This window comes from Blastococcus sp. SYSU D01042, from assembly GCF_054050515.1.
The window spans coordinates 409,043-433,190 of record NZ_JBJGZM010000004.1 but is presented as its reverse complement, the minus strand read 5'-3'; the positions used below and the strand labels follow the sequence as shown (position 1 = coordinate 433,190).

The following is a 24,148-nucleotide window of genomic DNA, read 5'->3' as shown; positions in this document are numbered from 1 at the left end:
CGGGCAGCCGTGGGCTGCCCGGCCCCGCTGCACCGAGCGGCGGAAATCGGCGGGCCACGGACGGCGTTGCTCCCCTCGTGGCCCGTCCCGTCCTCCGCCTCCTCGTCCTCGGCGACTCCATCGCGTACGGCACCGGCGCGCGGCACCCCGACGACACCCTCGGCCGGCGGCTGACGGCTGCGCTCGCCGACGACGGCTTCGACGTCGACCTGCACGTGCGGGCGGTCCCGGGCGCGGTCTCGGCCGACCTCCCGCGCCAGGTCCGCGGCGCCGCTCCGCTGGCCGCCGACCTCGCGGTGGTCGTCATCGGCGCGAACGACCTGGTCCGCTTCGTCCCGCCCGAGCAGGCCGCCGCCTCGCTCGACGCGGCGCTGACCACCCTGCGCGCCGGCGGTACGGACGTCGTCCTCGTCCCGGCGCCGGACATGTCCAGCGTGCCGTGGGTGCCACCGGCCTTCCGCCCGCTCGTGCGCGCGGCCTGCGCCCAGCTGCAGCAGCGGCAGGCCGCCGTGGCGTCCGCGGCCGGCGCGTCGCTCGCCGCGGTCGCCGACGTCAACCGGGCGTTCGGCGCCGATCCCGCCCTGTTCGCCGCGGACCGGTTCCACCCCTCGTCCGCCGGCTACGCGCGCATCGCTGCGGCGCTCGCACCGGCGGTGCTCTCCGCCGCCCGGGTCCGCCGGGATGCTGCCGCTGCCTGACTGAGCTCATATGGGCGGTCGCCGGAGCGGCACGGCATCGGCGAACCGGGTGAGGACGGGGCCGGCGACGGCGAGGACGAGCACGTAGGCGGTGGCGATCGGGCCGACCTCCGTCACCCCGGCGGTGACCGCGAGGCCGGCGATGACGATGGAGAACTCGCCGCGCGCCACCAGGGCGGTGCCGGCCCGGAGCCGACCGGGCACCGCGACCCCGTCGCGCTTCGCGGCGAACCAGCCGGTGCCGAGCTTGGTCGCGGTGGTGACCGCGGCCAGGGCCAGCGCGGCGGGGAGGACGGGCAGGATCGCCCCGGGGTCGGTCGCGAAGCCGAAGGCGACGAAGAACAGCGCGGCGAACAGGTCGCGCAGCGGGCCCAGGATGGCCCGAGCCCGTTCCGCGAAGGTGGCGGGGAGGGCCAGACCGACCAGGAACGCGCCGACCGCCGCCGAGGCGCCCAGCGCCTGCGCGGCCCCCGCGACCAGCAGGGTCACACCGACCATGCGGAGCAGCACCTGCTCGTCGTCGCGGTGCGTCAGCAGGCGGCCCAGCCGGTGACCGTGCCGCTGGGCCACCAGCAGCACCACGACCACCGCTCCGACCGCCAGGCCGATGCCCGCGACGGCCGCGGTCGGGCCCTCCCCGGCCAGGGCGACGACGAGGAGGGGGAGGAAGAGCGCCATCGCGAGGTCCTCCAGCACGAGGACGGCGAGGACGGCGGGCGTCTCGCGGTTCGCCAGCCGGCCGAGGTCACCCAGGAGCCGGGCGACGATGCCCGACGAGGAGATGTAGGTGACCCCGGCCAGGGCCAGCGCACCCTGCCAGGGCAGACCCACCAGGAGCCCGGCCGCGAACCCCGGCGGTGCGTTGAGCACCAGGTCGACCACGCCCGAGGGTGCGTGCCGCCGGAACGAGGCGAACAGCTCGGTCGCGGAGAACTCCAGCCCCAGGGTGAGCAGGAGGAGGACCACGCCGATCTCGGCGGCCGCGGTGAGGAAGGGCTCCGCGGTGTCCAGCGGTACCAGCCCACCCTCGCCGAGGGCCAGGGCCGCCACCAGCACGAAGGGGACGGGGGACAGGCCGAGCCGCCGGGCGAGGACACCCAGCAGGGACAGCCCGAGGAACAGCAGTCCCAGCTCGATCAGCAGCGCGGCGACGTGCTCCACGCCGGCTACTCCTGGCCGGACAGCCGCCGGTTCAACTGGCTCAGCCCCGCCGCGGAGCCGATCGCGACCAGCACGTCGCCGGCCTCGAGCACCTGGTCGGGCCCCGGCGAGGGCACGACGTCGGTGCCACGGACGACGGCCACGATCGAGGCCCCGGTCAGGGTGCGGGCCCGGGTCTCACCGAGCGGCCGGCCGGCGAACGGTGACCCGGGAGCGACCGTCAGCCGACCGGACTCCAGGCCGGGGACCTCCTTGGAGAGGTCGGCGAACCGCTGCGTCAGCCGTGGCGCACCGAGCACCTCGGCGACGGCGTCGGCCTCCTCGGCGCTCAGCCGCACCACGGCCTCCGCCCGGTCGGGATCCCGGCGGTCGTAGACGGCCATCTCGGCGCCGCCCTCGCGCTGGACGACGATGCCGAGCACCTGACCCGAGCTGCACCGCAGCTCGTAGCGCACCCCGACGCCGGGCAGCAGTGTCTCCTCGAGCTCCACGAGCGCCATGGTGGCAGACCTGCTCAGCCGGCCCGCCCCGCCAGCAGCTGGGCCAGGTGCAGGCCCTGCCGGCCGGCGAGCTGGTCGAGCTGGGTGCGGCAGGAGAACCCGTCGGCGAGGACGACGGCGTCCTCCGGCAGCTCGGCGACGGCCGGCAGCAGCTGCTGGCCGGCGATCGTCACCGAGACGTCGTGGTGGCCCTGCTCGACGCCCCAGTTGCCGGCCAGGCCGCAGCAGCCGCCGAGCCGGGTGACGTCGGCACCGGCCCGCTGCAGAAGCGCGGCGTCGGGCGACCAGCCGAGCACCGAGGCGTGGTGGCAGTGCGGCTGCGCGACGACCCGGAGACCGGCCAGCGAGGGCGGTTCCCATCCCGGCGTGGCGGCCAGCTGCTCGGCCAGGGTGCGCGTGCCGGCCGCGACCGCCTCGGCGGCGGGGCCGCCGACGACCTCGAGCGCCTCGGCGCGCAGCACGGCGGTGCACGAGGGCTCCACGCCGACGACCGGGATGCCGGCGGCGACGACGGGCGCCAGCTCGGCGACGGTGTGCCCGAGGATGCGCCGGGCCGCGTCGAGCTGGCCGGTGGTGATCCAGGTGAGCCCGCAGCAGGTGTCCGCGCCGGGCACCTGGACGCGGTAGCCCGCCGATTCCAGGACCTCGGCGGCGGCCATCGCCACGGCCGGGTCGAAGTGGTCGGTGAACGAGTCCACCCACAGCGCCACCGGCGGGCCGTCTCCGGCGGGCACCGGCCGCGCGTCCCACTGCTGCCGGAAGGTGCGCCGGGCGAACGGCGGCACCTCGCGGCGCTGGTCCATGCCGGCGCCCCACTTGGCCAGCCGGCCGCCCACCCGCGAGCCGAGGAAGGCGTTGACCAGCCGCGGCGCGCGGGCGGCGAGGTCGGCCCACCGCGGCAGCCGGCCGAGGGTGTAGTGCGGGCGGGGGCGCAGCCGGCGGCGGTAGGACTGGTGCAGGACCTCGGACTTGTAGGAGGCCATGTCCACGCCGGTCGGGCAGTCCGACGAGCAGCCCTTGCAGGACAGGCAGAGGTCCAGCGCGTCGTGCACCTCGGGGGAGCGCCAGTTCCGCACCGGGCCCCCGGGCGCCAGCATCTCCTGCAGCACGCGGGCGCGACCGCGCGTGCTGTCCTTCTCCTCGCGGGTCGCCGGCCACGAGGGGCACATCACCCCGCCGGAGGCCTGCAGGTCCGCCCGGCACTTGCCGACGCCGGTGCAGCGGTGCACCGCGGCGGAGAAGTCGCCGCCGTCGTGCCGGTAGGCCAGCGCCAGCGAGGAGCGGGTGCCGCGGTCCACGACCGGCGCGGCGGCCATGCGGACGGCGTCGTCGAGTGCGGCGGGGCGGACCAGCACGCCGGGGTTGAGCAGGTCGTCGGGGTCGAGCACCGCCTTGACCCGCGCGAAGAGGTCGATGACCGCGGGGGGGTACATGAGCGGCAGCAGCTCGCTGCGGGCGCGCCCGTCGCCGTGCTCACCGGACAGCGATCCGCCGTAGCCGGCGACCAGCCGCGCGGCGTCCTCCACGAAGGCGCGGTAGCGCGACCGCCCCCGGTCCGCTCCGCCGTCGGCGCCGAAGGGGAAGTCGATCCGCACGTGCAGGCAGCCGTCGCCGAAGTGCCCGTAGGGCACCCCCTGGAGGCCGTGGCCGTCGAGCAGTGCGTCGAAGCCGCGCAGGTACTCGCCGAGCCGCTCCACCGGGACGGCGGCGTCCTCCCAGCCCGCGTGCGCGGGCCGCCCGTCGGAGGTGCGGTTGGCCAGCCCGGCGCCGTCCTCCCGGATGCGCCAGATGGCGGCGGCGTGCGCCGTGTCGGTGACCACCATCGAGTCGACGGCGCCGGCGTCGGTCAGCACGCCGCGGGCCTTGCTCTCCACCTCGGCGATGCTGTCGCCGGTCAGCTCGACGATCAGCCAGCCGGCGCCGCGGGGGAGGTCGGGGACGACGGCGGCGGGCACGTCGCGCAGCCGCTGCACGATCCGCTCGTCGAGGCCCTCGACCGCCGTGGGCTCGTGGGGCAGCAGGGCCGGCGTGGCGTCGGCCGCCTCCGACATGGAGGCGTAGCCCAGCACCACGAGGCCGCGGAACGGCGCGTCGGTGACCAGCCGCACGGTGGCGCCGAGCACCAGGCCCAGGGTCCCCTCGCTGCCGACCAGCGCGCGGGCGACGTCGAAGCCGCGCTCAGGGAGCAGGTGCTCGAGCGAGTAGCCCGACACCTGGCGGCCGAAGCGGCCGAACTCGGTGCGGATGAGCGCCAGGTCGCCCGCGACGAGCCGGTGCAGGTCGGCGAGCACGCCGTCCACCGGCCGCGTGCCCGGCCCCAGCGCCAGCCGGGTGCCGCCGCCGGTGACGACGTCGAGGCCGACGACGTTGTCCGACGTCCGCCCGTAGCCCAGGGCCCGCGAGCCGCAGGCGTTGTTGCCGATCATCCCGCCGACCGTGCACCGGTTGTGCGTGCTCGGGTCGGGGCCGAACCGCAGGCCGTGCGGGCGCGCCGCGGCCTGCAGCGCCGCCTGGACCAGCCCCGGCTCGACCACCGCCGTCCGCGCGTCCGGGTCGATCGCGGTGACCCGGTTGAGGTACCGGCTCGTGTCGAGCACGACGCCCGGCCCCACGGCGTTGCCGGCGATGGAGGTGCCGGCGCCGCGCGCGGTCAGCGGCACGCCCAGCTCGCGGCAGACCGCGAGGGTCGCGAGCACCTCGTCCACGTCGCGGGGACGCACGACCGCACGGGGGAGCACCCGGTACAGGGAGGCGTCCGAGGAGTAGAGCGCGCGCGCCAGCCCGGAGTCGTCGACGTCGCCGAGCCCGGCGCGGCGCAGCGCGTCCAGCAGGCCGGGCGCGTCCGTCCCGGCGGTCACCGGTGCGGTCGCGGTCATCGGTGGTCTCCGTCGGTCCGGGGGCGGGGGAGTGCGGCGCGGTCCGCGCCGGTCGCCAGGCTAGTTGCCTGCTCCGGCGCCACGGCGGGGCCGCCGGTGACACCCCGGCCGGCGACCCTTGCACGCCGGACGGCTTGCCGGGAGCCTGGCCGCAGCGGGGGCCTCGACAGGGAGGAGAGGTCGTGACCGAGCAGGGGGACGCGCAGCGGTCCGTCGTGGGCGTGGACGGCTCGCCCGGCGCCCGCGCGGCGCTGCGGTGGGCGGTGGAGGACGCCGCCCGGCGCGGGACGCGTCTCGAGGTGGTGAGCACCTTCCCGGTGCAGCTGTTCGTGGCCGACCCGCTCGTGCTGGACGAGGGCCAGCTCGAGGCGGTGCGCGCCGACACGGAGGCCCGCGCCCGCACCCAGGTCGAGGAGGTGCGCACCGCCACCGGCCGGACCGGGGTCCCGGTCGACGTCATCGCCGTGGCCGGTGCCCCGGCGCCGGTGCTGCTCGCGGCGTCGGAGGACGCCGGCCGGCTCGTCGTGGGCAGCCGCGGGCGCGGAGCCGTGCGCAGCCTCGTGCTGGGCTCGGTCGCGCTGAGCTGCGTGACGCACGCGCGGGTCCCGGTGGTCGTCGTCCACCCGGGCGCGGACGAGCCCGACCCGCCGGCGCTGCCCCGGGTGGTCGTCGGGCTGGACGGCTCGGCGGCGTCGGGGAGGGCGCTGGAGCAGGCGGCCCGCGAGGCGCAGCTGCTGGGCGCGGAGGTGGTGGCCGTGGCCGCGTACTCGGCGGCCAGCTACTGGAGCGACGCTTACGAGGTGGTCCTGCCGCCGCCGGAGCAGCTGGCCGAGGACGTGCGGGTGGCGGCCGGCCGGCAGGTGGCGCAGGCCCGGCTCCCCGAGGGCGTCCCGGTGCGCGTGGAGTGCGCCGAGGGTGCGGCGGGGGAGGTGCTGGTGGCGGCGGCCGCCGGCGCCCGGCTGCTCGTCGTCGGCGGGCACGGGCAGGGCGCGGTGCGCGGGCTGCTCATGGGCTCGGTGGCGCTGCACTGCGTGCTCGCCGGCCGGTGCCCGGTCATGGTCGTGCCCGAGGCGGGCGAGGGCGGGCGGCACGCCTCGCAGGGCTGACGGGCCCGGGACGCGGCGGGAGGGCCGCCGTCGGGTGACGGCGGCCCTCCGGCAGGACAGTCAGCCCGACGTCGGCGGCTCGTCCTTGCCGGCCTCCTCGAGCTCGTCGGCCTCCTCCTTGGTCTTGTGCACCGCGCCGTCGGCGTGCTCCGGGGGGCCGTAGACGGTGTAGAGGATCAAGGGGTTCGGGCCGGTGTTGACGAAGTTGTGCTTCTTGCCGGCCGGGACGACGACGAGGTCACCGGAGGCGACGTTCTTCTCGGAGCCGGCGACGATCGCCTTCCCGGTGCCGCTGACGAACGTGAGGATCTGGTCGATGTCCTCGTGCACCTCCTCGCCGATCTCGCCACCGGCGGGGATGGTCATGACCACCAGCTGGGTCTTCGTGCCGGTCCAGAGCACGCGCCGGAAGTCGGGGCTCTTCTCGGCCTCGGTCTCGATCGTGTAGTGGATGACCGCCATGAGGCGCTCCTCTCGTCTGGGCTGTGAGCTGGGTGCGGCCCGCCGGGACGACCGGCGGGCGACTGCGCTGGTCCTGCCCCCGTCGCCCGTCGAGTAGTCCTCGGTTCCCCCGGATCGGGTACCGGCCGGCGGCCGGGTCGCTGCCGGAGCCCGGCCGCGGGTCGTGGCACCGTACGGGTGGGAAAGCGCGGGCGATGTCCGCTCCGGGCCCCCGGTGCATGTACCGTTCCCGCGATCGTGACACCCCTGTGATGGAGGTACGGTGCCGGATTCTTCCCTGACGCCCTCGGGCCAGACGTTCGACGAGGTGTGGGCCGTCGCGGACCGGATCCCCGGGTGGATGACGAAGGGCCAGGCCGAGCTGCTCGACGAGCAGGCCCGTCGCCTGCCCGACGGCTCCTCGGTGCTCGAGATCGGCTCCCACCAGGGCCGCTCGACGGTGGTCCTCGGCCGCGTGATGAAGGCGAAGCGGGGCCGCGTCATCGCGGTCGACCCGTTCATCGACGGCAAGCTGTTCGGCGGTCGCAAGACGCGCGACTCCTTCGAGGCGCACATCGCCGAGGCGGGGGTCGACGACACCGTGGAGCTGGTGTGCGACTACTCCACGGAGATCCGGAAGTCGTGGGACCGCCCGTTCCAGATGCTCTACATCGACGGCAAGCACGACTACTGGACCTACTCCGACGACCTGAAGTGGCGGGTGCACCTGCCCGAGGGCGCGCCGGTCCTGGTCCACGACTGCTTCTCCTCGATCGGCGTCACGCTCGGCACGCTGCTGCACGTGCTGCCGGCCAAGGACCTGCGCTACGAGCGCCGCTCCGGGTCCATGGCGCTGTTCCGGGTCGGGAAGCCGAGCCGGGCCGACCGGCTGCGGATCCTGGCCGAGATGCCGTGGTGGATCCGCAACGTGCTGGTCAAGGTGCTGCTGCGGCTCAAGCTCCGCCCGGTGGCCAAGGTCGTGTTCAAGCACGACTCCCCGTACGACCCGTACTGAACCACCGCACCACCTGATCGACGCCGCCGCGCGGTGGGCCGACCGGCTCACCGCGCGGCGGCCGCCCGCAGTTCCAGGCCCTCGCGGGCGTGCGTGCGCCACAGCCGCAGCAGCCCGGTGCCCACCAGCAGCACGCTGGCCCCGACGGCGATCCCCGCGATGGTGAGGACGGTCAGCCCGTCCCGGGCGGCCAAGGCCTCGACGGCCGCCGCCTCGAGCGCCACCGCGCACCAGACCGCGACCGCGGCGATGCGGTCGGACGCGGCGATGCCGGAGTAGAGCAGCAGCTGGGCCAGGGCGAACAGCGTGCCCAGCATGGCGAACACCCAGGTCGCCCCGCCGAGTGCGTCGCCGTACTCCGCGCCGCCCACCAGCGGGAGGGCGCGAGCGCCGAGCACGGCGGTGGCCGCGGTGAGCACGGCACCGACGACCGCGACCAGGGCGGCCGCGACGGGCAGCAGGCGGCGCCGGCCGCGAGCGTTCGCCAGCCGCGGCAGCAGGACGACGCTGACGCCCTGCGGCAGCCAGAAGGCCACCTTGGCGAAGATCGAGGCGACCGCGTACTCGCCGGCCAGTCCGGCCGGCAGGTGGTGGCGGGCCAGCAGCAGGTCGAGGTTGACCATGAGCACCAGGCCGAGCAGCGCGCCGGAGGCCTTGGCGGCCGCCACGACGTGCCCGCGGATGCCGCCGGCGAAGCCGGGTCGGCCGCTGAACCACCAGCCGACGACGGCGCTGGCCGCGCACCCCGCCGCCATGCCGACGAGCGCCGCCTCGGGCGTCCCGCCCACGATCAGGCCGGTGATCCCGCCACCGGACTTGAGGACGCCGAAGGTGGTGTTGACCAGGGCGAGCCGGCCGTAGCGGCGGTTGCCCTGCAGCAACCCGTCGTACCCGCCGACCAGGGTGTGCGGCACCAGCACGGCGGTCAGCCAGAGCACGGTCGACGGGCCGGACAGGTGCAGCAGGGTGACCAGCGGCCCCACGGAGGCCAGCCCGAGGACGCCGACGCCGGCGGCGCCGGCCCACGTGGTGGTGTGCAGGCGGGCCATCACCGCCGGCCGGTCCGCTGGGTTCGCGCCGAGGGTCAGGGCCGCGGCGGTCTGCAGCGCCGTCGCCGGGACGACGCCGATGAACATGACGCCCAGCAGCGCGGCGAGCTCACCGAACGCCTCGGGGGCGAGCGCCCGGGCCGCCACCACGGTCATCACGTAGGCCAGCCCGTTGACCCCCAGCAGCGCCAACGAGACCAGCGCGGCCGGCACCGCGGCCTTCCGGCGGCGCTGCGCCGTGCTGGGGGCGGGGAGCGGATCGACGGCGGTCGTCCCGGCATCGCGCAGGGAGCGGCCCGGGGGGCCGCTCACCGCGGTGCACGCCGGGCGCCGCCCCGGCTCACGTCAGGCCTGAGGGGGCGGGCTCGCGGCGCAGGGCTGCACCGACCGCGGTCACCTCGAGCGGGACGGCCGGCTCCGGGACGGACTCGGTGCCCTCCGCGATGCGCTGCAGCAGGGCGAGCAGGTCGGCGTCCTCCTCCTGCACGCCGGGCCGCGAGGACTCGCGGACCGACCGGGCCAGGACACCGGCGAAGGTGCGGACGCTGGCCGACCACTCGAAGGTGGCCGCGTGGCGGATCGCCGCCTCGCCCATGGCGCGGCGCGCGTCGGCGTCCTCCAGCAGGTGGGCGACGGCCTCGGTCATCTGGTCCAGGTCGTCGACGAGGACGCCGCTGACCCCGTCCACCACGGACTCCTGCAGCCCGCCGGAGGAGTGGTAGCCGACCGTGGGCACGCCGTGGCCGCCGGCCTCGACGACCACCATGCCCCAGCCCTCCTTGACCGATGGGCAGACGAACACCCACGCGGCGGCGAGCTGCTCGTGCTTGCCGGTCTCGTCGAGGAAGCCGGTGAACTCGACGCGGTCGGCCACACCGAGCCGCTCGGCCTCGGCGCGCAGCGAGTCCTCCCACCAGCCCTCGCCGACGACGGCGAGCTGCAGGTCGGGCCAGCGGTCGCTGAGCCGGGCGAGGATCTCCAGCGAGTGCTCGACCTGCTTGTGCGGCACCAGCCGGCCCAGCGTGATCAGGCGGGGGGTGGTCGACCGGGGCGTCGGCACAGGCACGATGGGCTCGGTGCCGACCGGGACCAGCGTGATCCGCTCGGGGGCGATGCCCAGACCGCTCATCTCCCGCCCGGTGGCCTCGGAGATGGTGACGTAGGGCACCCGGCGGTAGACGCGGGGAGCGACGACGGACTCCAGCCACCAGCCGATGCGCCCGCCGACGCGGCCGAAGACCATCGGCCACTGCTCCTTGTGCACGTGGTGCACGACGGTGGTGACGGGGTTGCGCGTGGCGAGCGTGCTGCAGAAGGGGATGCCGTTCTGCACGTCCACGACCAGCCGCGGCTGGTGCCGGCGGACGTAGGCCAGGGCCCGGGGGTAGACGCTGAGCCGGTGGCCGCGGCGGACGATGCGGACGCCGTTGACCGTCTCCTCGCGGGGAGCGCGACCGTGCTCGGCGCAGAGCAGGGTCACGCGGAGCCCGGCGGCAGCCAGACCCTCGGCGATCCGCTGCACGTACCGTTCCGATCCGCCGCCCTCCGGGTGGCTGACATCACGCCAGTTCACGAACAGGACGTCGATGTCAGTCGTTCGCTGCAACACCCGCGGCACACTAATGCACCCACGCGGCCTCTTCGACCCGCTGTGGGTCCTACGACACGATGGAGTCAGAAAGATGAGCCGATCGGCCACCCTTTCCCGGTCGGTCACGTTGTTCCGGGCCTTCCTGCACGAGCAGGACGATCCCGACGGCTTCTACAGCGTGCTCGCCGCCGACTCGGTGGCGCAACTCCGGCGGTGGGCCGACCTCGACGGGGCCACCGTGCTCGACGTCGGGGGCGGGGCCGGGTACTTCGCCGACGCCTTCCGCGGTGCCGGGGCCACCTACGTGGGGCTCGAGCCGGACGCCGGCGAGATGACCGCCCGCGGCGAGGCCGAGCCCGGCACGCTCCGGGGCAGCGGTGAGGAGCTGCCGATCCGCAGCGGCGTGCTGGACGTCTGCTACTCGTCCAACGTGCTGGAGCACGTCCGCCGCCCGTGGACGATGGCCGACGAGATGGTGCGGGTGACCAAGCCCGGGGGCATCGTCTACCTCTCCTTCACCCCCTGGCTCTCCCCGTGGGGAGGCCACGAGACCGCCCCGTGGCACTACCTCGGCGGCCACCGGGCGCGCCGCCGTTTCGCCCGCCGCACCGGCGCCGAGCCCAAGAACAAGTTCGGCGAGTCGCTCTTCGCGACCTCGGCCGGCGCAGCGGCGCGGTGGGCGCGCTCCTGCCCCGACGCCGACCTGCTCGCCGTGCTGCCGCGCTACCACCCGTGGTGGGCGGCCTGGGTCGCGCGGGTGCCGGGCCTGCGCGAGGTCGCGACCTGGAACTTCGTGCTGGTCCTGCGCCGGAAGGCCTGACGCATCCGCCGGGGCGTCGGGCCCCGGCGGAGGCCCGGTCTCCCGTACCCTCGGCGGTGCTGTGCCGCGCGGTCCCTTCTGCGGCGAGAGGAGCTGCATGCGGGCGCGGATCGTCGGGTTGACCCTGGTCGGGCTCGGGGCCCTGACGGCGGGCTCCGCGGTCGCGGCCGGCACCTGGCTCCCGCTGCTCCCGGCCGACCTGCCGCTGGAGGCCCGGTCCGCCACGCAGCTGACCGGCGAGCAAGTCGCCTTCCTCGACCCGGTCTCCCTCGAACCCCGCACCGGTGAGGGCGCCACGGTGTCCACGACCGTGCGCGGGGACGACGACGCCGGGGACGCCGACGACGACACCGCCGTGTGGGAGATCGTGCAGACCACCGACGCCGCGGACGGGACGCTGGTCGCGACCACCACCACCGTGGCCTGCCTCGACCGCCGGACCGCCGAGGCCGCGGACTGCGTCACCGAGTCGGTCGACGGCGAGCGCGTCGACGTCCAGGGGCTGACCGTGCGGTTCCCCGCCGGCACCGGCCGGCGCGACTACCCTGTCTGGGACGCCGCGGCCCGGCAGGCGGTCCCCGCGCGCTTCGCGGGCGCCGAGAGCTTCCGCGACCTGCAGGTCTACCGCTTCGAGCAGGAGGTGCCGGCACAGGTGGTCGGTTCGGTCCCCGTTGCCGGCGGCGCCGCGACGGAGATCGTGCACAGCGCCACGCGGTCCTGGCTCGTCGAGCCGGTCAGCGGGGTCGTGCTGCAGGCGGAGGAGAGCCCGGTGACCGTGCTGCGCGGCGCCGACGGCAGCGAGGGGGCGACCCTCCTCGCCGGGACGTTCACCACCTCCCCGGGGAGCGTCGACGACGCCGTCACGGTGGCCCGCGCCGTCCGTGCCGACCGGGAGCTGCTGCGCACCGCCGTCACCTGGGGGGCGGCGGGCACCGGCGGGGTCCTGCTGCTCGCCGGCGGGCTGCTGCTGGCCCGGGCCCGCGCCACCCGTCCCGATCCGGCGGAGGACGAGCCCGTGCGCGAGCCCGTCCCGGCCGCCTGAGCCGGCCGCGCCATGGCGACGACGGCCACCCGCGAGACCCCCGCCCCGCCCTCGACCGAGGACGGCGACCGGCGGTCCCCGCGCGCACCCCTGGGGCCCCGCGCGCTCGAGCTGCTGACCCGCTACCGGCTCGCCGTGGTGTGCGCGGGCTTCCTCGTCCTCGCGATGCTCCAGTCGCCGGGGCGGATCGTCGGCGACACCAAGCTCGACCTCGCCGTCGACCCGCTGGCCTTCCTCGGCCGGGCCCTGACGCTCTGGGAGCCCGAGGGAGCGGCCGGCCAGGTGCAGAACCAGGCCTACGGCTACTTCTTCCCGATGGGGCCGTTCTTCGCGCTGGGGCAGCTCTCCGGCCTGCCCACCTGGGTGGTGCAGCGGCTGTGGTTCGCCGTGCTGATGAGCGTGGCGTTCCTGGGCGTCGTCGTCCTGGCCCGCCGGTTGCGGATCGGGACCCCGGCGACCGCGCTGGTCGCCGGCATCGCCTACGCGCTGGCGCCGCGCATGATCTCGGTCATCGGCGCCACGTCGGCGGAGCTGATCCCGATGGCGCTGGCGCCCTGGGTGATCGTCCCGCTGGTGGGCGCGGAGGAACGCGGCTCCGCGCGCCGGGCGGCGGCGCTGTCCGGGCTCGCCGTCTTCTGCGTCGGCGGGGTCAACGCGGTCGCCACCGCCGCCGTCCTGCCGCTGGCCACGCTCTACCTGCTCACCCGCCCCGGGGGGCCCTTCCGCCGGAAGCTCGTCCTCTGGTGGGGGGTGGCCGTCGGGCTGGCGGCGGCCTGGTGGGCCGGCCCGCTGGTCCTGCTGGGACGGTTCAGCCCGCCGTTCCTCTTCTACATCGAGAACGCGCAGGCCACGACCGGCCCCACCGACGTCCTCAGCGTGCTCCGCGGGACCTCGCACTGGGTCGCGACCATGGCCTCCCCGGCCGGACCGGACTGGCCCGCCGGCTGGGCGCTGACGTACCACGCGCTGCCGGTGCTGGGCACCGTCGTGCTGGCCGCGGCCGGGCTGGTCGCGCTGTGCCGCCGCGACCTGCCCGAGCGCACCTGGCTGGTGCTGGGCGCGCTGGCCGGCGTGGGCCTGGTCTCCCTCGGCCACCTCGCGTCGGTCGAGGGGCTGTGGGCCGAGGCCCTGCACGACGCCCTCGACGGGCCGCTCGCGCCGCTGCGCAACGTGCACAAGTTCGACCCCGTCCTGCGCCTGCCGCTGGCGCTGGCACTGGCCCACGTGGCCGCGGTGCTGGTGGACCGCGCGCGGGGCGGCCGCGCAGGCACCGGCCGTGCGCGGAGGGCGGCCGCGCTCGCCTCGCGCGGCGTGCTGGTCGTGCTCGTCGCCGCGCTGGTCGCCGGCGTCTCCCCGGCGCTGGCCGGCCGCCTGGCGCCGCCGGGGGGCTTCGACGAGGTCCCGGGCTACTGGCAGGAGACGGCGGACTTCCTGGCCACCGAGGCGGCGGAGGGCCGCGCGCTGCTCGTACCCGGGTCGAACTTCCCGGTCTACGAGTGGGGGACGCCCACCGATGAGCCCCTGCAGGGGCTGGCCGACTCGCCGTGGGACGTCCGCAACGCGATCCCGCTGACCCCCGAGGGCCACATCCGCATGCTCGACGCGGTCGAGGAGCGGCTCGAGCGCGGACAGGGCTCGGCCGGGCTGGCGCGCTACCTGGCGCGGGCCGGCATCTCCCACCTCGTCCTGCGCAACGACATCGACACCGGCGCCACCGGGGCCACCCGCTCCGTGCTCGTGCGGGAGGCGCTGCGCGAGTCGCCCGGGATCACGCCGCTGACCTCCTTCGGCCCGCGGACCGTGGTTGAGGCCCCGGCCGAGGGGGCGGTCTACGACGCGGGCCTGGACGAGCCGGCGCCGGCCATCGAGGTCTACGCCGTCGCCGACCCGGCGCCCCGGGCCTGGACGGCGCCGATGTCCTCCGTGGTCACCGTGCAGGGCGGGCCCGAGGCGGTGCTGCCGCTGGAGGACCGCGGCGTGGTCACCGACCGCCCGACGCTCATGGCCGGCAGCCCTGGCGCCTACCTGACGACGACGATGGTCACCGACGCCCTCGTCCGGCGGGAGCGCACCTTCGGCCGGCTGGCCGACGCGGTCTCCGGTGCCCTCACCCTCGACGACCCGCTGCGGCTGGACGCCCCGGTGCGCGACTACGTGATCCCGCACCTCGCCTCGTCGGAGAGCGTCGTCCGCTACGTCGGCGGCACCCCGTCGGCCTCGAGCTCGGCGTCGGACCCCGACGGCTTCAACGGCACGCGGCTGGACACCCAGCCGTGGTCGGCCGTCGACGGCGACCCGATGACGGCGTGGCGGCCGGCGCCCTGGCAGGACGACGAGCCGCAGTGGTGGCGGCTGACCACCGACCGGCTGTTCCCCGGCGGCGACATCATCGTGTCCCTGGGTGGCGAGCCCGGCCTGGCCCGGCCCGCGGAGCTCCGGCTGACCACCGACGCCGGGGAGGTCGTGGTCCCGGTCGCGGACACCGGCGAGGAGCAGACGGTGACGCTGCCCCCGGGGCTGACCTCGCAGGTCACCATCAGCACCACCGTGCCGCCCGACGCCCCGGACGCACCGGCGTTCGCGCTGGCCGAGGTGCGGGTGCCCGGGTTCAACGTGCACCGCTCGACGGTCACCCCGCCCGCGGCCGGGCCGACGAGCGTCTACACCTTCGACGCCGACCGGGGCCGATCCGGCTGCGTCACCGGCGCCGACGGCGCCCCGCTGTGCGGAGCGCCGCTGGTCACCGGCTCGGAGGAGGCGGTCTGGCTGGACCGCACCTTCACCGTCGGCGACTGGACCGACTACGACCTGTTCGCGACGGCGGTGGCGCGTCCCGGAAAGGCGCTGGACGAGCTGCTGACCTCCGTGCGCGGCACCGTGGCCGTCGAGGGCAGCAGCGAGCCGGTCACAGACCCGCGGGCCAGCGCCGCCGCGGCCGTCGACGGCGACCCGGCCACCGCTTGGCTGGCGGCAGGCGACGACCGCCGCCCGACGCTGGAGCTCACCTTCCCCGAGCCGCGCACGGTCGACTCGCTGCGCGTCCTCCCCGCCGCGGGCGCGGCCGCCGCGACCCCCTCGGCGGTCACCATCGACGCCGGCGGGCTGCCCCGCACCCTGCGGCTCGCGGACGACGGCACCGTCGCGTTCGCCCCGGTGGTCACCGACCGGCTCAGCGTGACGTTCGAGCTGCCCGACGACGTGGAGTCGCTGGACCCGGCGACCCGGTGGGACCAGCAGCTCGGGGTGGGCATCGGCGAGCTCGAGGTCGGCGGGCCCAACCCCGTCGTGGCGCCGTCGACGCCGGTGGTCGTCGAGTGCGGCGCGGGCCCGGAGGTGCGGGTCGACGGGGCGCTCATGCAGACCGGCGCCCGCACGACCCTCGGCGCGCTGCAGACGATGCAGCCCCTGGCGCTCGAGGTCTGCGAGGACGACACCGACCCGACGCTGCGCATCCCGGGCGGCGAGCACCGGCTGCTGGCCCGCAGCAGCGCCGCGCTGGCGATCGACTCGGTGTCGCTGCTCCGCGTGGGCAGCCCGGCGGACACCCGGCCGGGCGTGCGCACGGCGGTGGAGACCAGCCGCTGGGAGGCCGAGCACCGCACGGTGGAGGTCGGCGAGCGCGCCGAGGAGCAGCTCCTGGTCATCCCGGAGAACACCAACCCGGGCTGGGAGGCGCACCTGGACGGCGAGCGGCTCCCCGTCGTCACCGTCGACGGCTGGCAGCAGGGCTACATCCTCCCGGCCGGCGCGGCGGGCACCGTCGAGCTGCGGTTCGCGCCCGGCCCGGACTACCGCACCGCGCTCGCGGTCGGCCTGGGGGCGGCGCTGCTGCTGGTCCTCGTGGCGGTCCTCCCCGTGCGCGCCGGCGCCCGGCGGTGGCCGCTGCGGCTGCCCCGGCTGCCCCGGCTGCCCCGGCTCTCGGCGGCGCTGGCCGCGGCGTTCGTGGTGACGGCGGCCGTCTTCGGCACCGCGCTCGTCGGCGGGGTGGTCGGGCTGGCCGCGGTGGCCGGCCTGTGGGTGCTCGGCCAGCTGGCCGGGCGGCACGCCGCCGCACTGCTGGGGACCGTCGCCGGGGGCGCGCTGCTCACGGCCGGGCTGCTGCTCGTGGCCGACGTCGACGGCGCCGGGACGGCCGGCCAGGTGCTGGCGGTCGTGGCGCTGTCCGCAGCCGTGGCCGGCGTCCTGCCGACGCTGCCGCGGCCCCGCCTCCGGCGGTCCGCGTCCGCCGAGCCCACCGGTCCGGTGCCGGCTGCGCCGTGAGGTGGCGCTCATGAGGGACCATGGCCACGTGCTGCGTCGATCCGCCGTCCTGCTGCCGGTGCTGTGCCTGGTCCTGACCGGGTGCGTCCGGCTGTCGGCGCCGACCCCGGAGGCCCCGGCCGCGGCCGACCAGGACGTCGAGCTGGCGGTGACCCCGCCCTCGGCGGCCGCCGCCACGGCCCGCCTGGAGCCGGACTGCTCGGACGTGGACCCGGCCACGCCGGTCACCGCGGCGCAGATGAACACGGCGATGGGCCGCATCGACTTCCCGGAGTGGCAGTCCGCCGACCTCGGCGCCACCGCCCGGCTCAGCGACGGCCGCATCTTCTGGGCCTGGGGCGACACCGGCCGCGAGGAGGGCTTCACGCCGCAGCTGGTGGACAACTCGGTGTTCCTGTCCTCGGGCACCTGCTTCTCGCAGCTGCTCACCGACGAGGGCGGGGAGTTCTTCCCCCGCGGCCCGGACGGGCTGACGTTGTGGCCGATGTCGGTGGTGCGGCTGGAGCCCACCCCGGCCGACGGCCCCGGCGTCACCGACGTCGTCGTCATCTACCAGTCGCGCATCCAGCGCGGCGAGCGGCAGTGGGACTTCCTCTTCCGGGGCACCTCGGCCGCCGTGCTGCTCGTGGGGGAGGACGGCATCCCGCGGCTGGACCGGACCGTGCAGCTCACCCCGGACAGCGTCGACCCCGACCAGATCAACTGGGGCGCCGCGGCCGCCCCCGACGGCGAGTGGCTGTACCTGTACGGCACGCGGTACACCGCGGAGGCCTACGTCACCGGCCGCGAGCTCTACGTCTCCCGCGTGCCGGTGGGCGCTCCCGCGGACTGGAGCGGCCGGGAGTTCTGGGACGGCAGCCAGTGGCAGGCCGACGAGTCGCGGGCGGCGCCGATCATCGGCGCGGTGAACGGCACCTCGCAGACGCTGTCGGTGGACAGGATCGGTGACCGCTGGGTGATCATCTCCAAGCGCGGCGGCGACCTGGCCGACGCCATCACCATGTGGACCGCCGATTCGCCCACCGGGCAGTTCGAGGGCACGGCGGTCGACGTGCTCGCCTCGCCGAACGGCCACGACCTGCCCCAGGGCCAGCGGAAGCTGCAGTACACCCCGCTCTCGCACCCCGACATCCCCACCGTGTCCGGGTCGCTGCTGGTGACGGTCTCGCGCAACACCGACGACATCGAGGAGCTGTTCAGCCGGCCGCAGGTGGGCCGGGTGCTCTTCGCCGAGGTGCCGATCGTCTGACCGCCCGGCCGGCCCGGTGAGCGAGGTCACGGCGCGCGCCGGAAGATCGGGGCCGTGTCCGGTGTCGGGACAGGGGTGACCTCCCCGACCCCCGCGCGCGCCTACGCGGTGTGGGGCGTGGCGCTGCTCTCCTACGTGGTGGCGGTCTTCCACCGCTCCTCGCTCGGCGTGGCCGCGGTCGACGCTCAGGAGCGGTTCTCCGCCGGCGCGTCGGCGGTGTCGCTGTTCCTCGTGCTCCAGCTCGCCGTCTACGCCGGGCTGCAGATCCCGGTCGGGGTGGCCCTGGACAGGTTCGGCTCGCGGCGGCTGATCCTGGCCGGCGCGGTGACGATGGCGGCCGGCCAGCTGCTGCTCGCCCTGGCCACCGACGTCCCGACCGCGGTGGGGGCCCGCGTGCTGGTGGGCGCGGGCGACGCGATGACGTTCATCAGCGTGCTGCGGGTGGTGTCGTTCTGGTTCGCCGGGCCGGTGGTCCCGCTGATCACCCAGCTCACCGGCATCCTCGGCCAGCTCGGCTCCGTGCTGGCCGCCTACCCGCTGGTGGCGCTGCTGCACAGCACCTCCTGGACGGCGACGTTCCTGGGGGCGGCCGCCACCGGGCTGCTGGTCGCGGTCCTGGTGCTGGTCGCCCTGCGCGACGCCCCCGGCGGCTCCGTGCGGGGGCCGGCCGTGGGGCTGGCCGAGCTCCGCGGCACGCTGCGGGCCACCTGGCAGGAGCCGGGCACCCGGATCGGGCTCTACACCCACCTGGTCACGCAGTTCTCCGGCACCGTCTTCGCGCTGCTGTGGGGCTACCCCTTCCTCGTGGTGGGGCAGGGGCTCTCGCCCGGCACCGCGGCGGGGTTGCTCACGCTGCTGGTGCTCGTCGGCATGGGCGTGGGCCCGCTGCTCGGCCGGCTGTGCGGCCGCTGGCCGCTGCGCCGGTCGGTGCTGGTGTTCTCGATCCTCGGCGCCACGGCCACCGCGTGGACCGTCGTGCTCGCCTGGCCCGGGCGCGCGCCGCTGCCGCTGCTGGTCGCGCTGGTCGTCGTCCTGGGCACCAACGGGCCGGGCTCGATGATCGGCTTCGACTACGCCCGCACGGAGAACCCGGCCGAGCGGCTGGGCAGCGCCAGCGGGGTCGTCAACGTGGGCGGTTTCGTCGCCTCGCTGCTCACCATCCTGGCGATCGGCGCCGTCCTGGACCTGCTCACGCCGGGCAGCTCCACCGACTACGACCTCGACGCGTTCCGGGCGGCGTTCGCCGTCCAGTACGTGTTCTGGACGATCGGGCTCATCGGCGTCGTCCGCCACCGGCGGGAGCTGCGCGCGCGGCTGGCCCGGGACGGCGTGGTCCTCGCGCCGCTGGCCACCGCCGTCCGCGCCCGGATCCGCGGCGGCTCGGCCTACCGCTGAGCCCGCCGCCCGTGGACGCCTCGGGTCGCCGGAGGGCGCCGGGCCGAGCATGATCGGCAGCGCTGGACCACCGGAGCGCTGGAGGTGCCGTGACCGAGGTCGAGCCCACGCTTGGCGCCGGGCCGCTGCTGCTGATCGCCGCGGGCGCGGTCCTCCTGCTGCTCCTGCTGATCATCCGGTTCAAGCTGCACGCCTTCCTGGCGCTGATCCTGGTCAGCCTGCTGACGGCGCTGGCCGCGCAGGTGCCGCTGGCGGACGTCGTCACGACGTTGACCACCGGCTTCGGCAGCACGCTGGCCAGCGTCGCGCTGCTGGTCGGGCTGGGCGCGATGCTGGGCCGCCTGCTGGAGTTCAGCGGCGGGGCGCAGGTGCTCGCCGACGTGCTGATCCGCCGGTTCGGGGAGCAGCGGGCGCCCCTCGCGCTCGGCGTCGCCGCGCTGATCTTCGGCTTCCCCATCTTCTTCGACGCGGGCCTGGTCGTGTTCCTGCCCATCGTCTTCACCGTGGCGCTGCGGCTCGGCGGATCGCTGCTCACCTACGGTCTCCCGGTCGCGGGGGCCTTCGCGGTCATGCACGCCTTCGTGCCGCCGCACCCGGGCCCGGTCGCGGCCGCGGAGCTCATCGGGGCCGACATCGGCCTGGTGCTGGTGTTCGGGTTGCTCGTCGGCCTGCCGACCTGGTTCTTCGGCGCCTACCTGTTCGGGCTCTGGGCCGGGCGCCGGTACGACGTCCCCGTCCCGGACATCCTCTCCGACGGCCAGCCGGCCGACGGGGACGCGCCGGCGGGCGGCACGGGCGCCACGACGCCGGTGGCCGGCACGTCGCCGGAGCCCTCCGCCCGGTCCGGCGGGGCTGCGGTCTCGACCGAGGCGAGCACCCCCGGCCCCCCGGCGTTCGGCACCGTCATCGGGTTGCTGCTCCTGCCCCTGGTGCTGATCTTCCTGAACACCGGCATGAGCACGCTGGCCACCAACGGCACCGTCGACGAGGAGTCGACCGTCGTGCGGGTGGCGCAGCTCATCGGGGCGACCCCCGTCGCGCTGCTCGTCACCGTGCTCGTCGCGATGATCGTGCTCGGGCGGCACCGGGGCAGCTCGGCCGCCGAGATCGAGTCGGTCGTCAACAGCGCGCTGGGACCGGTGTGCGCGATCATCCTGATCACCGGCGCGGGCGGCATGTTCGGAGGCGTGCTGCGGGCGAGCGGCATCGGGGAGGCGCTCGCGGACGTGCTCGGTGACATCGGCCTCCCGGTCATCGTCGCCGCGTTCGTGATCTCGGTGCTGCTGCGGGTGGCGCAGGGCTCGGCGACGGTGGCGCTCACGACCGCCGCGGGCCTGATCGCCCCCGTCGTGGAGTCCACCGACGGCCTGTCCAGCATCGACCTGGCGCTCGTGGTCATCGCCATCGCCGCCGGGGCGACGGTGCTCTCGCACGTGAACGACTCGGGCTTCTGGCTGGTCAGCCGGTTCTTCAAGATGGACGAGAAGACGACGCTGAAGACCTGGACGGTCATGGAGACGTTGCTGGGCACCATCGGTTTCGTCCTCGCCTGGGCGCTCAGCCTGTTCCTCTGACCGAGCCGAGGGAGCCGCCATGTCACGCCTAGGACGCACGGCCGGAGCGGGCCTCGCGGCGCTGGCCGCGGTCGCCGCCCGCGACCTCCTGCAGCGCGAGCACACGCTGCTGCGCAACTTCCCGGTGATCGGGCACGCCCGGTACCTGCTGGAGTCCATCGGACCCGAGCTGCGGCAGTACCTGGTCGCCGGCAACAACGAGGAGCGGCCCTTCACCCGCGACCAGCGCCGCTGGGTCTACGCCTCGGCGAAGGGCGAGAACAACTACTTCGGCTTCGGCACCGACAACGACCTCGAGTACACCGCCGGCTACCCGGTCATCAACCACCGGACCTTCGGCCGGGCGGTGCCCACGACCGACGTGCACGCCGGGCACGGAGCCGACGTGCCCGCCGCGAAGGTGCTGGGCGCCGCCCGGGGGCGCCGGCACGCCTTCCGGCCGGCGTCGGTCGTCAACATCTCCGGGATGAGCTTCGGCTCGCTGTCCGGGGCGGCGGTCGAGGCGCTCAACCGCGGCGCCGCGCTGGCCGGCTGCCTGCAGAACACCGGCGAGGGCGGGCTCTCGCCGCACCACCGGCACGGCGGGGAGCTGGTCCTCCAGCTGGGGACGGCGTACTTCGGCTGCCGCGACGAGCAGGGCCGGTTCGACCTGCAGCGGCTGAAGGACCTGGTGGCGTCGGCGCCGGTGCGGGCCCTGGAGATCAAGCTGAGCCAGGGCGCCAAGCCGGGCCTGGGCGGGGTGCTGCCGGCCGCGAAGGTGTCCGCCGAGATCGCCGCGACCCGGGGCGTGCCCGAGGGGCAGGACTGCATCAGCCCGTCCCGGCACGCCGAGTTCTCCGACGTCGACAGCCTGCTGGACTGGGTCGAGCTGCTGGCCGCGGAGACCGGTCTGCCCGTCGGGATCAAGTCCGCCGTCGGCGACATGGTCTTCTGGGAGGAGCTGACCGACCGGATGGCCGCCGGCGGCCGCGGCGTCGACTTCGTGACCATCGACGGGGGAGAGGGCGGCACCGGCGCGGCGCCGCTGATCTTCACCGACTCGGTGTCGCTGCCCTTCCAGCTCGGGTTCGCACGGGTGTACGCCACCTTCGCCCGCAAGGGCCTGCACGAGCAGGTCGTCTTCGGCGGGGGCGGCAAGCTGGGCCTGCCCGACAACGCGGTGGTGGCCTTCGCGCTGGGCTGCGACCTGGTGCACGTCGCGCGCGAGGCCATGCTGGCCATCGGCTGCATCCAGGCGCAGAAGTGCCACACCGACACCTGCCCCACCGGCGTGGCCACGCAGAACGCCTGGCTGGCCCGCGGGCTGGACCCGGAGCGCAAGTCGGTGCGGGCCGCGAACTACGTGCAGACCGTCCGCCGCGACCTGGTCAAGGTCGCCGGGGCGTGCGGCGTCGAGCACCCCGGGCTGATCGATGCCGGGTCCGTGGAGGTGCTCACCGGGCGGACGGCGTCGAAGCCGCTGCACGAGGTGTACGGCTACGAGCCCGGGTGGGGGATGCCCTCGGCCGCCGACCGGGCGGAGATCGCCCGGATCATGCTCGGCGAGGCGCCCCAGGGTGGCAGCGCCCCGCCGTCGGAGGACGCCGTCGGCTAGCTGCCGCGCAGCAGGTCCTCGAAGGAGGTCGTCGGGTCGGCGAACGGGTCCACCGGCGCGGCCGGCGGCCGGGCGGCCACCAGGTCGGCGAGCTCCCCGGCGGCGCGCTCGACCCGGTCGGCCAGCGCTCCGCTGCCGGGCCCCTCGCCGCCACCGGCCCAGTCCTCGGCGGCGGCGAAGACCGCGGTCGGGGCGACGGTCGCCCGCAGGTAGGCGAACAGCGGGCGCAGGGCGTGCTCCAGGGCCAGCGAGTGACGGGCGGTGCCCGCGGTCGCACCCATGAGCACCGGGGTGCCGACCAGGGCGTCCTTGTCCAGGACGTCGAAGAACGTCTTGAACAGCCCGCTGTAGGAGGCCGAGAAGATCGGCGTCACCGCGATGACGGCGTCGGCACCGGTCACCGTGTCGACGGCGGCCTGCAGCGGCTCGTTCGCGAAGCCGGTGAGCAGGTCGTCGGCGAGGTCACGGGCGTGCGCGCGCAGCTCGACGACCTCGACGGTCGCGGTGATGCCGCGCTCGCGCAGGGCCGCCACGGTGGCCGCGGTGAGCCGGTCGGCCAGCAGCCGGGTGGAGCTGGGGTTGCTCAGCCCGGCGCTGACGACGGCGATGGTGCGCGTGCTCATCGGACCTCGACCTCCTCGCGGGCCTGACCGGTCACGTCGTCGCCACCGGCGTGCACGGTGGCGTCCTTGCTCCCGCCGGCCGCCGCCACGCGCGAGGCGTGGGTGGGCGCGTCCGGCACGTGCGCGGGCTTGAGGGCGGCGAACTCGCGGCGCAGCACCGGCACGACCTCCTCGCCGAGCAGGTCCAGCTGCTCGAGCACGGTCTTCAGCGGCAGGCCGGCGTGGTCGATGAGGAACAGCTGGCGCTGGTAGTCGCCGACGTAGTCCCGGAAGCCGAGGGTCCGCTCGATGACCTGCTGCGGGCTGCCCACGGTCAGCGGCGTCTGCGCCGAGAACTCCTCCAGCGAGGGGCCGTGCCCGTACACCGGCGCGTTGTCGAAGTAGGGCCGGAACTCGGCGACGGCGTCCTGGCTGTTCTTCCGCATGAACACCTGCCCGCCGAGGCCGACGATCGCCTGGTCGGCGCTGCCGTGGCCGTAGTGCTCGTACCGCTTGCGGTAGAACTCGACCATCTTCTGCGTGTGCTCCGGCGGCCAGAAGATGTGGTTGTGGAAGAAGCCGTCGCCGTAGTACGCGGCCTGCTCGGCGATCTGCGGGGAGCGGATCGAGCCGTGCCACACGAACGGCGGGACGCCGTCGAGCGGGCGCGGGGTCGAGGTGAAGCCCTGCAGCGGGGTGCGGAACTTCCCCTGCCAGTTGACGACGTCCTCGGTCCAGAGCCGGCGCAGCAGCGCGTAGTTCTCGACGGCGAGCTCGAGGCCGTTGCGGATGTCCTGCCCGAACCACGGGTAGACCGGGCCGGTGTTGCCGCGGCCCATCATCAGGTCGACCCGGCCGTCGGCCAGGTGCTGGAGCATCGCGTAGTCCTCGGCGATCTTCACCGGGTCGTTGGTGGTGATCAGCGTCGTCGCCGTCGACAGCTGGAGCGTCGAGGTCGTCGCCGCGATGTGCGCCAGCGTGGTGGTGGGGGAGGAGGAGAAGAACGGCGGGTTGTGGTGCTCGCCGAGGGCGAAGACGTCCAGGCCGACCTCCTCGGCCTTGCGCGCGATCGCCAGGATCGCCTTGATCCGCTCGGCCTCGCTGGGCGTCCGGCCGGTGGTCGGGTCCTGCGTGAGGTCGCTGACGGAGAAGATGCCGAACTGCATGACCGCCCC

18 protein-coding genes are annotated in these 24,148 nt (G+C 75.5%); 10 read left to right on the top strand and 8 right to left on the bottom strand.

The genetic code is table 11. From position 1 onward, the window contains the following. The first annotated feature begins 77 nt into the window (after positions 1-77). On the top strand, positions 78-698 hold the full coding sequence (locus ACI79H_RS10940) for an SGNH/GDSL hydrolase family protein (RefSeq protein WP_456554408.1): 621 nt from the start codon (positions 78-80) through the stop codon (positions 696-698). A 6-nt stretch (positions 699-704) separates the two neighbouring features. Here the strand turns inward: ACI79H_RS10940 and ACI79H_RS10935 are convergent, their stop codons facing one another. Genes ACI79H_RS10935 through ACI79H_RS10925 form a run of 3 tightly spaced genes read right to left on the bottom strand, consistent with a single transcriptional unit; the run spans position 705 to position 5,235 of the window. Next, positions 705-1,859 (bottom strand): cation:proton antiporter, encoded by a 1,155-nt coding sequence (locus ACI79H_RS10935; protein WP_456554407.1) that lies wholly within the window; start codon positions 1,857-1,859, stop codon positions 705-707. A 5-nt stretch (positions 1,860-1,864) separates the two neighbouring features. Then, the gene (locus tag ACI79H_RS10930) at positions 1,865-2,359 is read right to left on the bottom strand and encodes a cation:proton antiporter regulatory subunit (protein ID WP_456554406.1); all 495 of its coding nucleotides are present in this window, start codon (positions 2,357-2,359) and stop codon (positions 1,865-1,867) included. Between the two features lie 14 nt (positions 2,360-2,373). Further along, positions 2,374-5,235, bottom strand: coding sequence for an FAD-binding and (Fe-S)-binding domain-containing protein (locus tag ACI79H_RS10925; protein WP_456554405.1), 2,862 nt, complete (start codon positions 5,233-5,235; stop codon positions 2,374-2,376). Positions 5,236-5,417: 182 nt separating this feature from the next. Here ACI79H_RS10925 and ACI79H_RS10920 point away from each other — a divergent pair, with 182 nt between their 5' ends. Further along, positions 5,418-6,341 (top strand): universal stress protein, encoded by a 924-nt coding sequence (locus tag ACI79H_RS10920; protein ID WP_456554404.1) that lies wholly within the window; start codon positions 5,418-5,420, stop codon positions 6,339-6,341. 60 nt (positions 6,342-6,401) lie between these two features. Here the strand turns inward: ACI79H_RS10920 and ACI79H_RS10915 are convergent, their stop codons facing one another. After that, positions 6,402-6,803: a cupin domain-containing protein gene (locus ACI79H_RS10915; protein WP_456554403.1), complete on the bottom strand. Its 402-nt coding sequence runs from the start codon at positions 6,801-6,803 to the stop codon at positions 6,402-6,404. A 262-nt stretch (positions 6,804-7,065) separates the two neighbouring features. Here ACI79H_RS10915 and ACI79H_RS10910 point away from each other — a divergent pair, with 262 nt between their 5' ends. After that, complete coding sequence (locus ACI79H_RS10910; protein ID WP_456554402.1) at positions 7,066-7,797, top strand: class I SAM-dependent methyltransferase; 732 nt, start codon at positions 7,066-7,068, stop codon at positions 7,795-7,797. Positions 7,798-7,844: 47 nt separating this feature from the next. On the opposite strand, the gene ACI79H_RS10905 is transcribed toward ACI79H_RS10910, so the two are convergent. Both ACI79H_RS10905 and ACI79H_RS10900 read right to left on the bottom strand, forming a co-directional pair. Next, a complete protein-coding gene (locus ACI79H_RS10905) occupies positions 7,845-9,158 on the bottom strand; it encodes a lipopolysaccharide biosynthesis protein (RefSeq protein ID WP_456554401.1) in 1,314 nt (437 codons plus the stop codon). 28 nt (positions 9,159-9,186) lie between these two features. Further along, the gene (locus ACI79H_RS10900; RefSeq protein ID WP_456554400.1) at positions 9,187-10,455 is read right to left on the bottom strand and encodes a glycosyltransferase family 4 protein; all 1,269 of its coding nucleotides are present in this window, start codon (positions 10,453-10,455) and stop codon (positions 9,187-9,189) included. A 73-nt stretch (positions 10,456-10,528) separates the two neighbouring features. Here ACI79H_RS10900 and ACI79H_RS10895 point away from each other — a divergent pair, with 73 nt between their 5' ends. The 7 genes from ACI79H_RS10895 (at position 10,529) to ACI79H_RS10865 (ending at position 22,371) form a co-directional block, all read left to right on the top strand. Continuing rightward, on the top strand, positions 10,529-11,257 hold the full coding sequence (locus ACI79H_RS10895; RefSeq protein ID WP_456554399.1) for a class I SAM-dependent methyltransferase: 729 nt from the start codon (positions 10,529-10,531) through the stop codon (positions 11,255-11,257). A gap of 97 nt (positions 11,258-11,354) precedes the next feature. Then, a complete protein-coding gene (locus ACI79H_RS10890) occupies positions 11,355-12,299 on the top strand; it encodes a porin PorA family protein (RefSeq protein WP_456554398.1) in 945 nt (314 codons plus the stop codon). A 12-nt stretch (positions 12,300-12,311) separates the two neighbouring features. Beyond that, positions 12,312-16,559: an alpha-(1->3)-arabinofuranosyltransferase domain-containing protein gene (locus ACI79H_RS10885; RefSeq protein ID WP_456554397.1), complete on the top strand. Its 4,248-nt coding sequence runs from the start codon at positions 12,312-12,314 to the stop codon at positions 16,557-16,559. Positions 16,560-16,587: 28 nt separating this feature from the next. Further along, positions 16,588-17,808 (top strand): DUF4185 domain-containing protein, encoded by a 1,221-nt coding sequence (locus ACI79H_RS10880; RefSeq protein ID WP_456554396.1) that lies wholly within the window; start codon positions 16,588-16,590, stop codon positions 17,806-17,808. A gap of 75 nt (positions 17,809-17,883) precedes the next feature. Beyond that, on the top strand, positions 17,884-19,203 hold the full coding sequence (locus ACI79H_RS10875) for an MFS transporter (RefSeq protein WP_456554395.1): 1,320 nt from the start codon (positions 17,884-17,886) through the stop codon (positions 19,201-19,203). Positions 19,204-19,292: 89 nt separating this feature from the next. After that, positions 19,293-20,777, top strand: coding sequence for a GntP family permease (locus tag ACI79H_RS10870; RefSeq protein WP_456554394.1), 1,485 nt, complete (start codon positions 19,293-19,295; stop codon positions 20,775-20,777). A gap of 19 nt (positions 20,778-20,796) precedes the next feature. Continuing rightward, a complete protein-coding gene (locus ACI79H_RS10865) occupies positions 20,797-22,371 on the top strand; it encodes an FMN-binding glutamate synthase family protein (protein ID WP_456554393.1) in 1,575 nt (524 codons plus the stop codon). Here the strand turns inward: ACI79H_RS10865 and ACI79H_RS10860 are convergent. Then, complete coding sequence (locus tag ACI79H_RS10860; RefSeq protein ID WP_456554392.1) at positions 22,368-22,994, bottom strand: FMN reductase; 627 nt, start codon at positions 22,992-22,994, stop codon at positions 22,368-22,370. The genes ACI79H_RS10865 and ACI79H_RS10860 overlap by 4 nt on opposite strands. Further along, the gene (locus ACI79H_RS10855) at positions 22,991-24,139 is read right to left on the bottom strand and encodes an LLM class flavin-dependent oxidoreductase (protein ID WP_456554391.1); all 1,149 of its coding nucleotides are present in this window, start codon (positions 24,137-24,139) and stop codon (positions 22,991-22,993) included. Before ACI79H_RS10855 ends, ACI79H_RS10860 begins: the two co-directional genes overlap by 4 nt. Positions 24,140-24,148 lie beyond the last annotated feature (9 nt).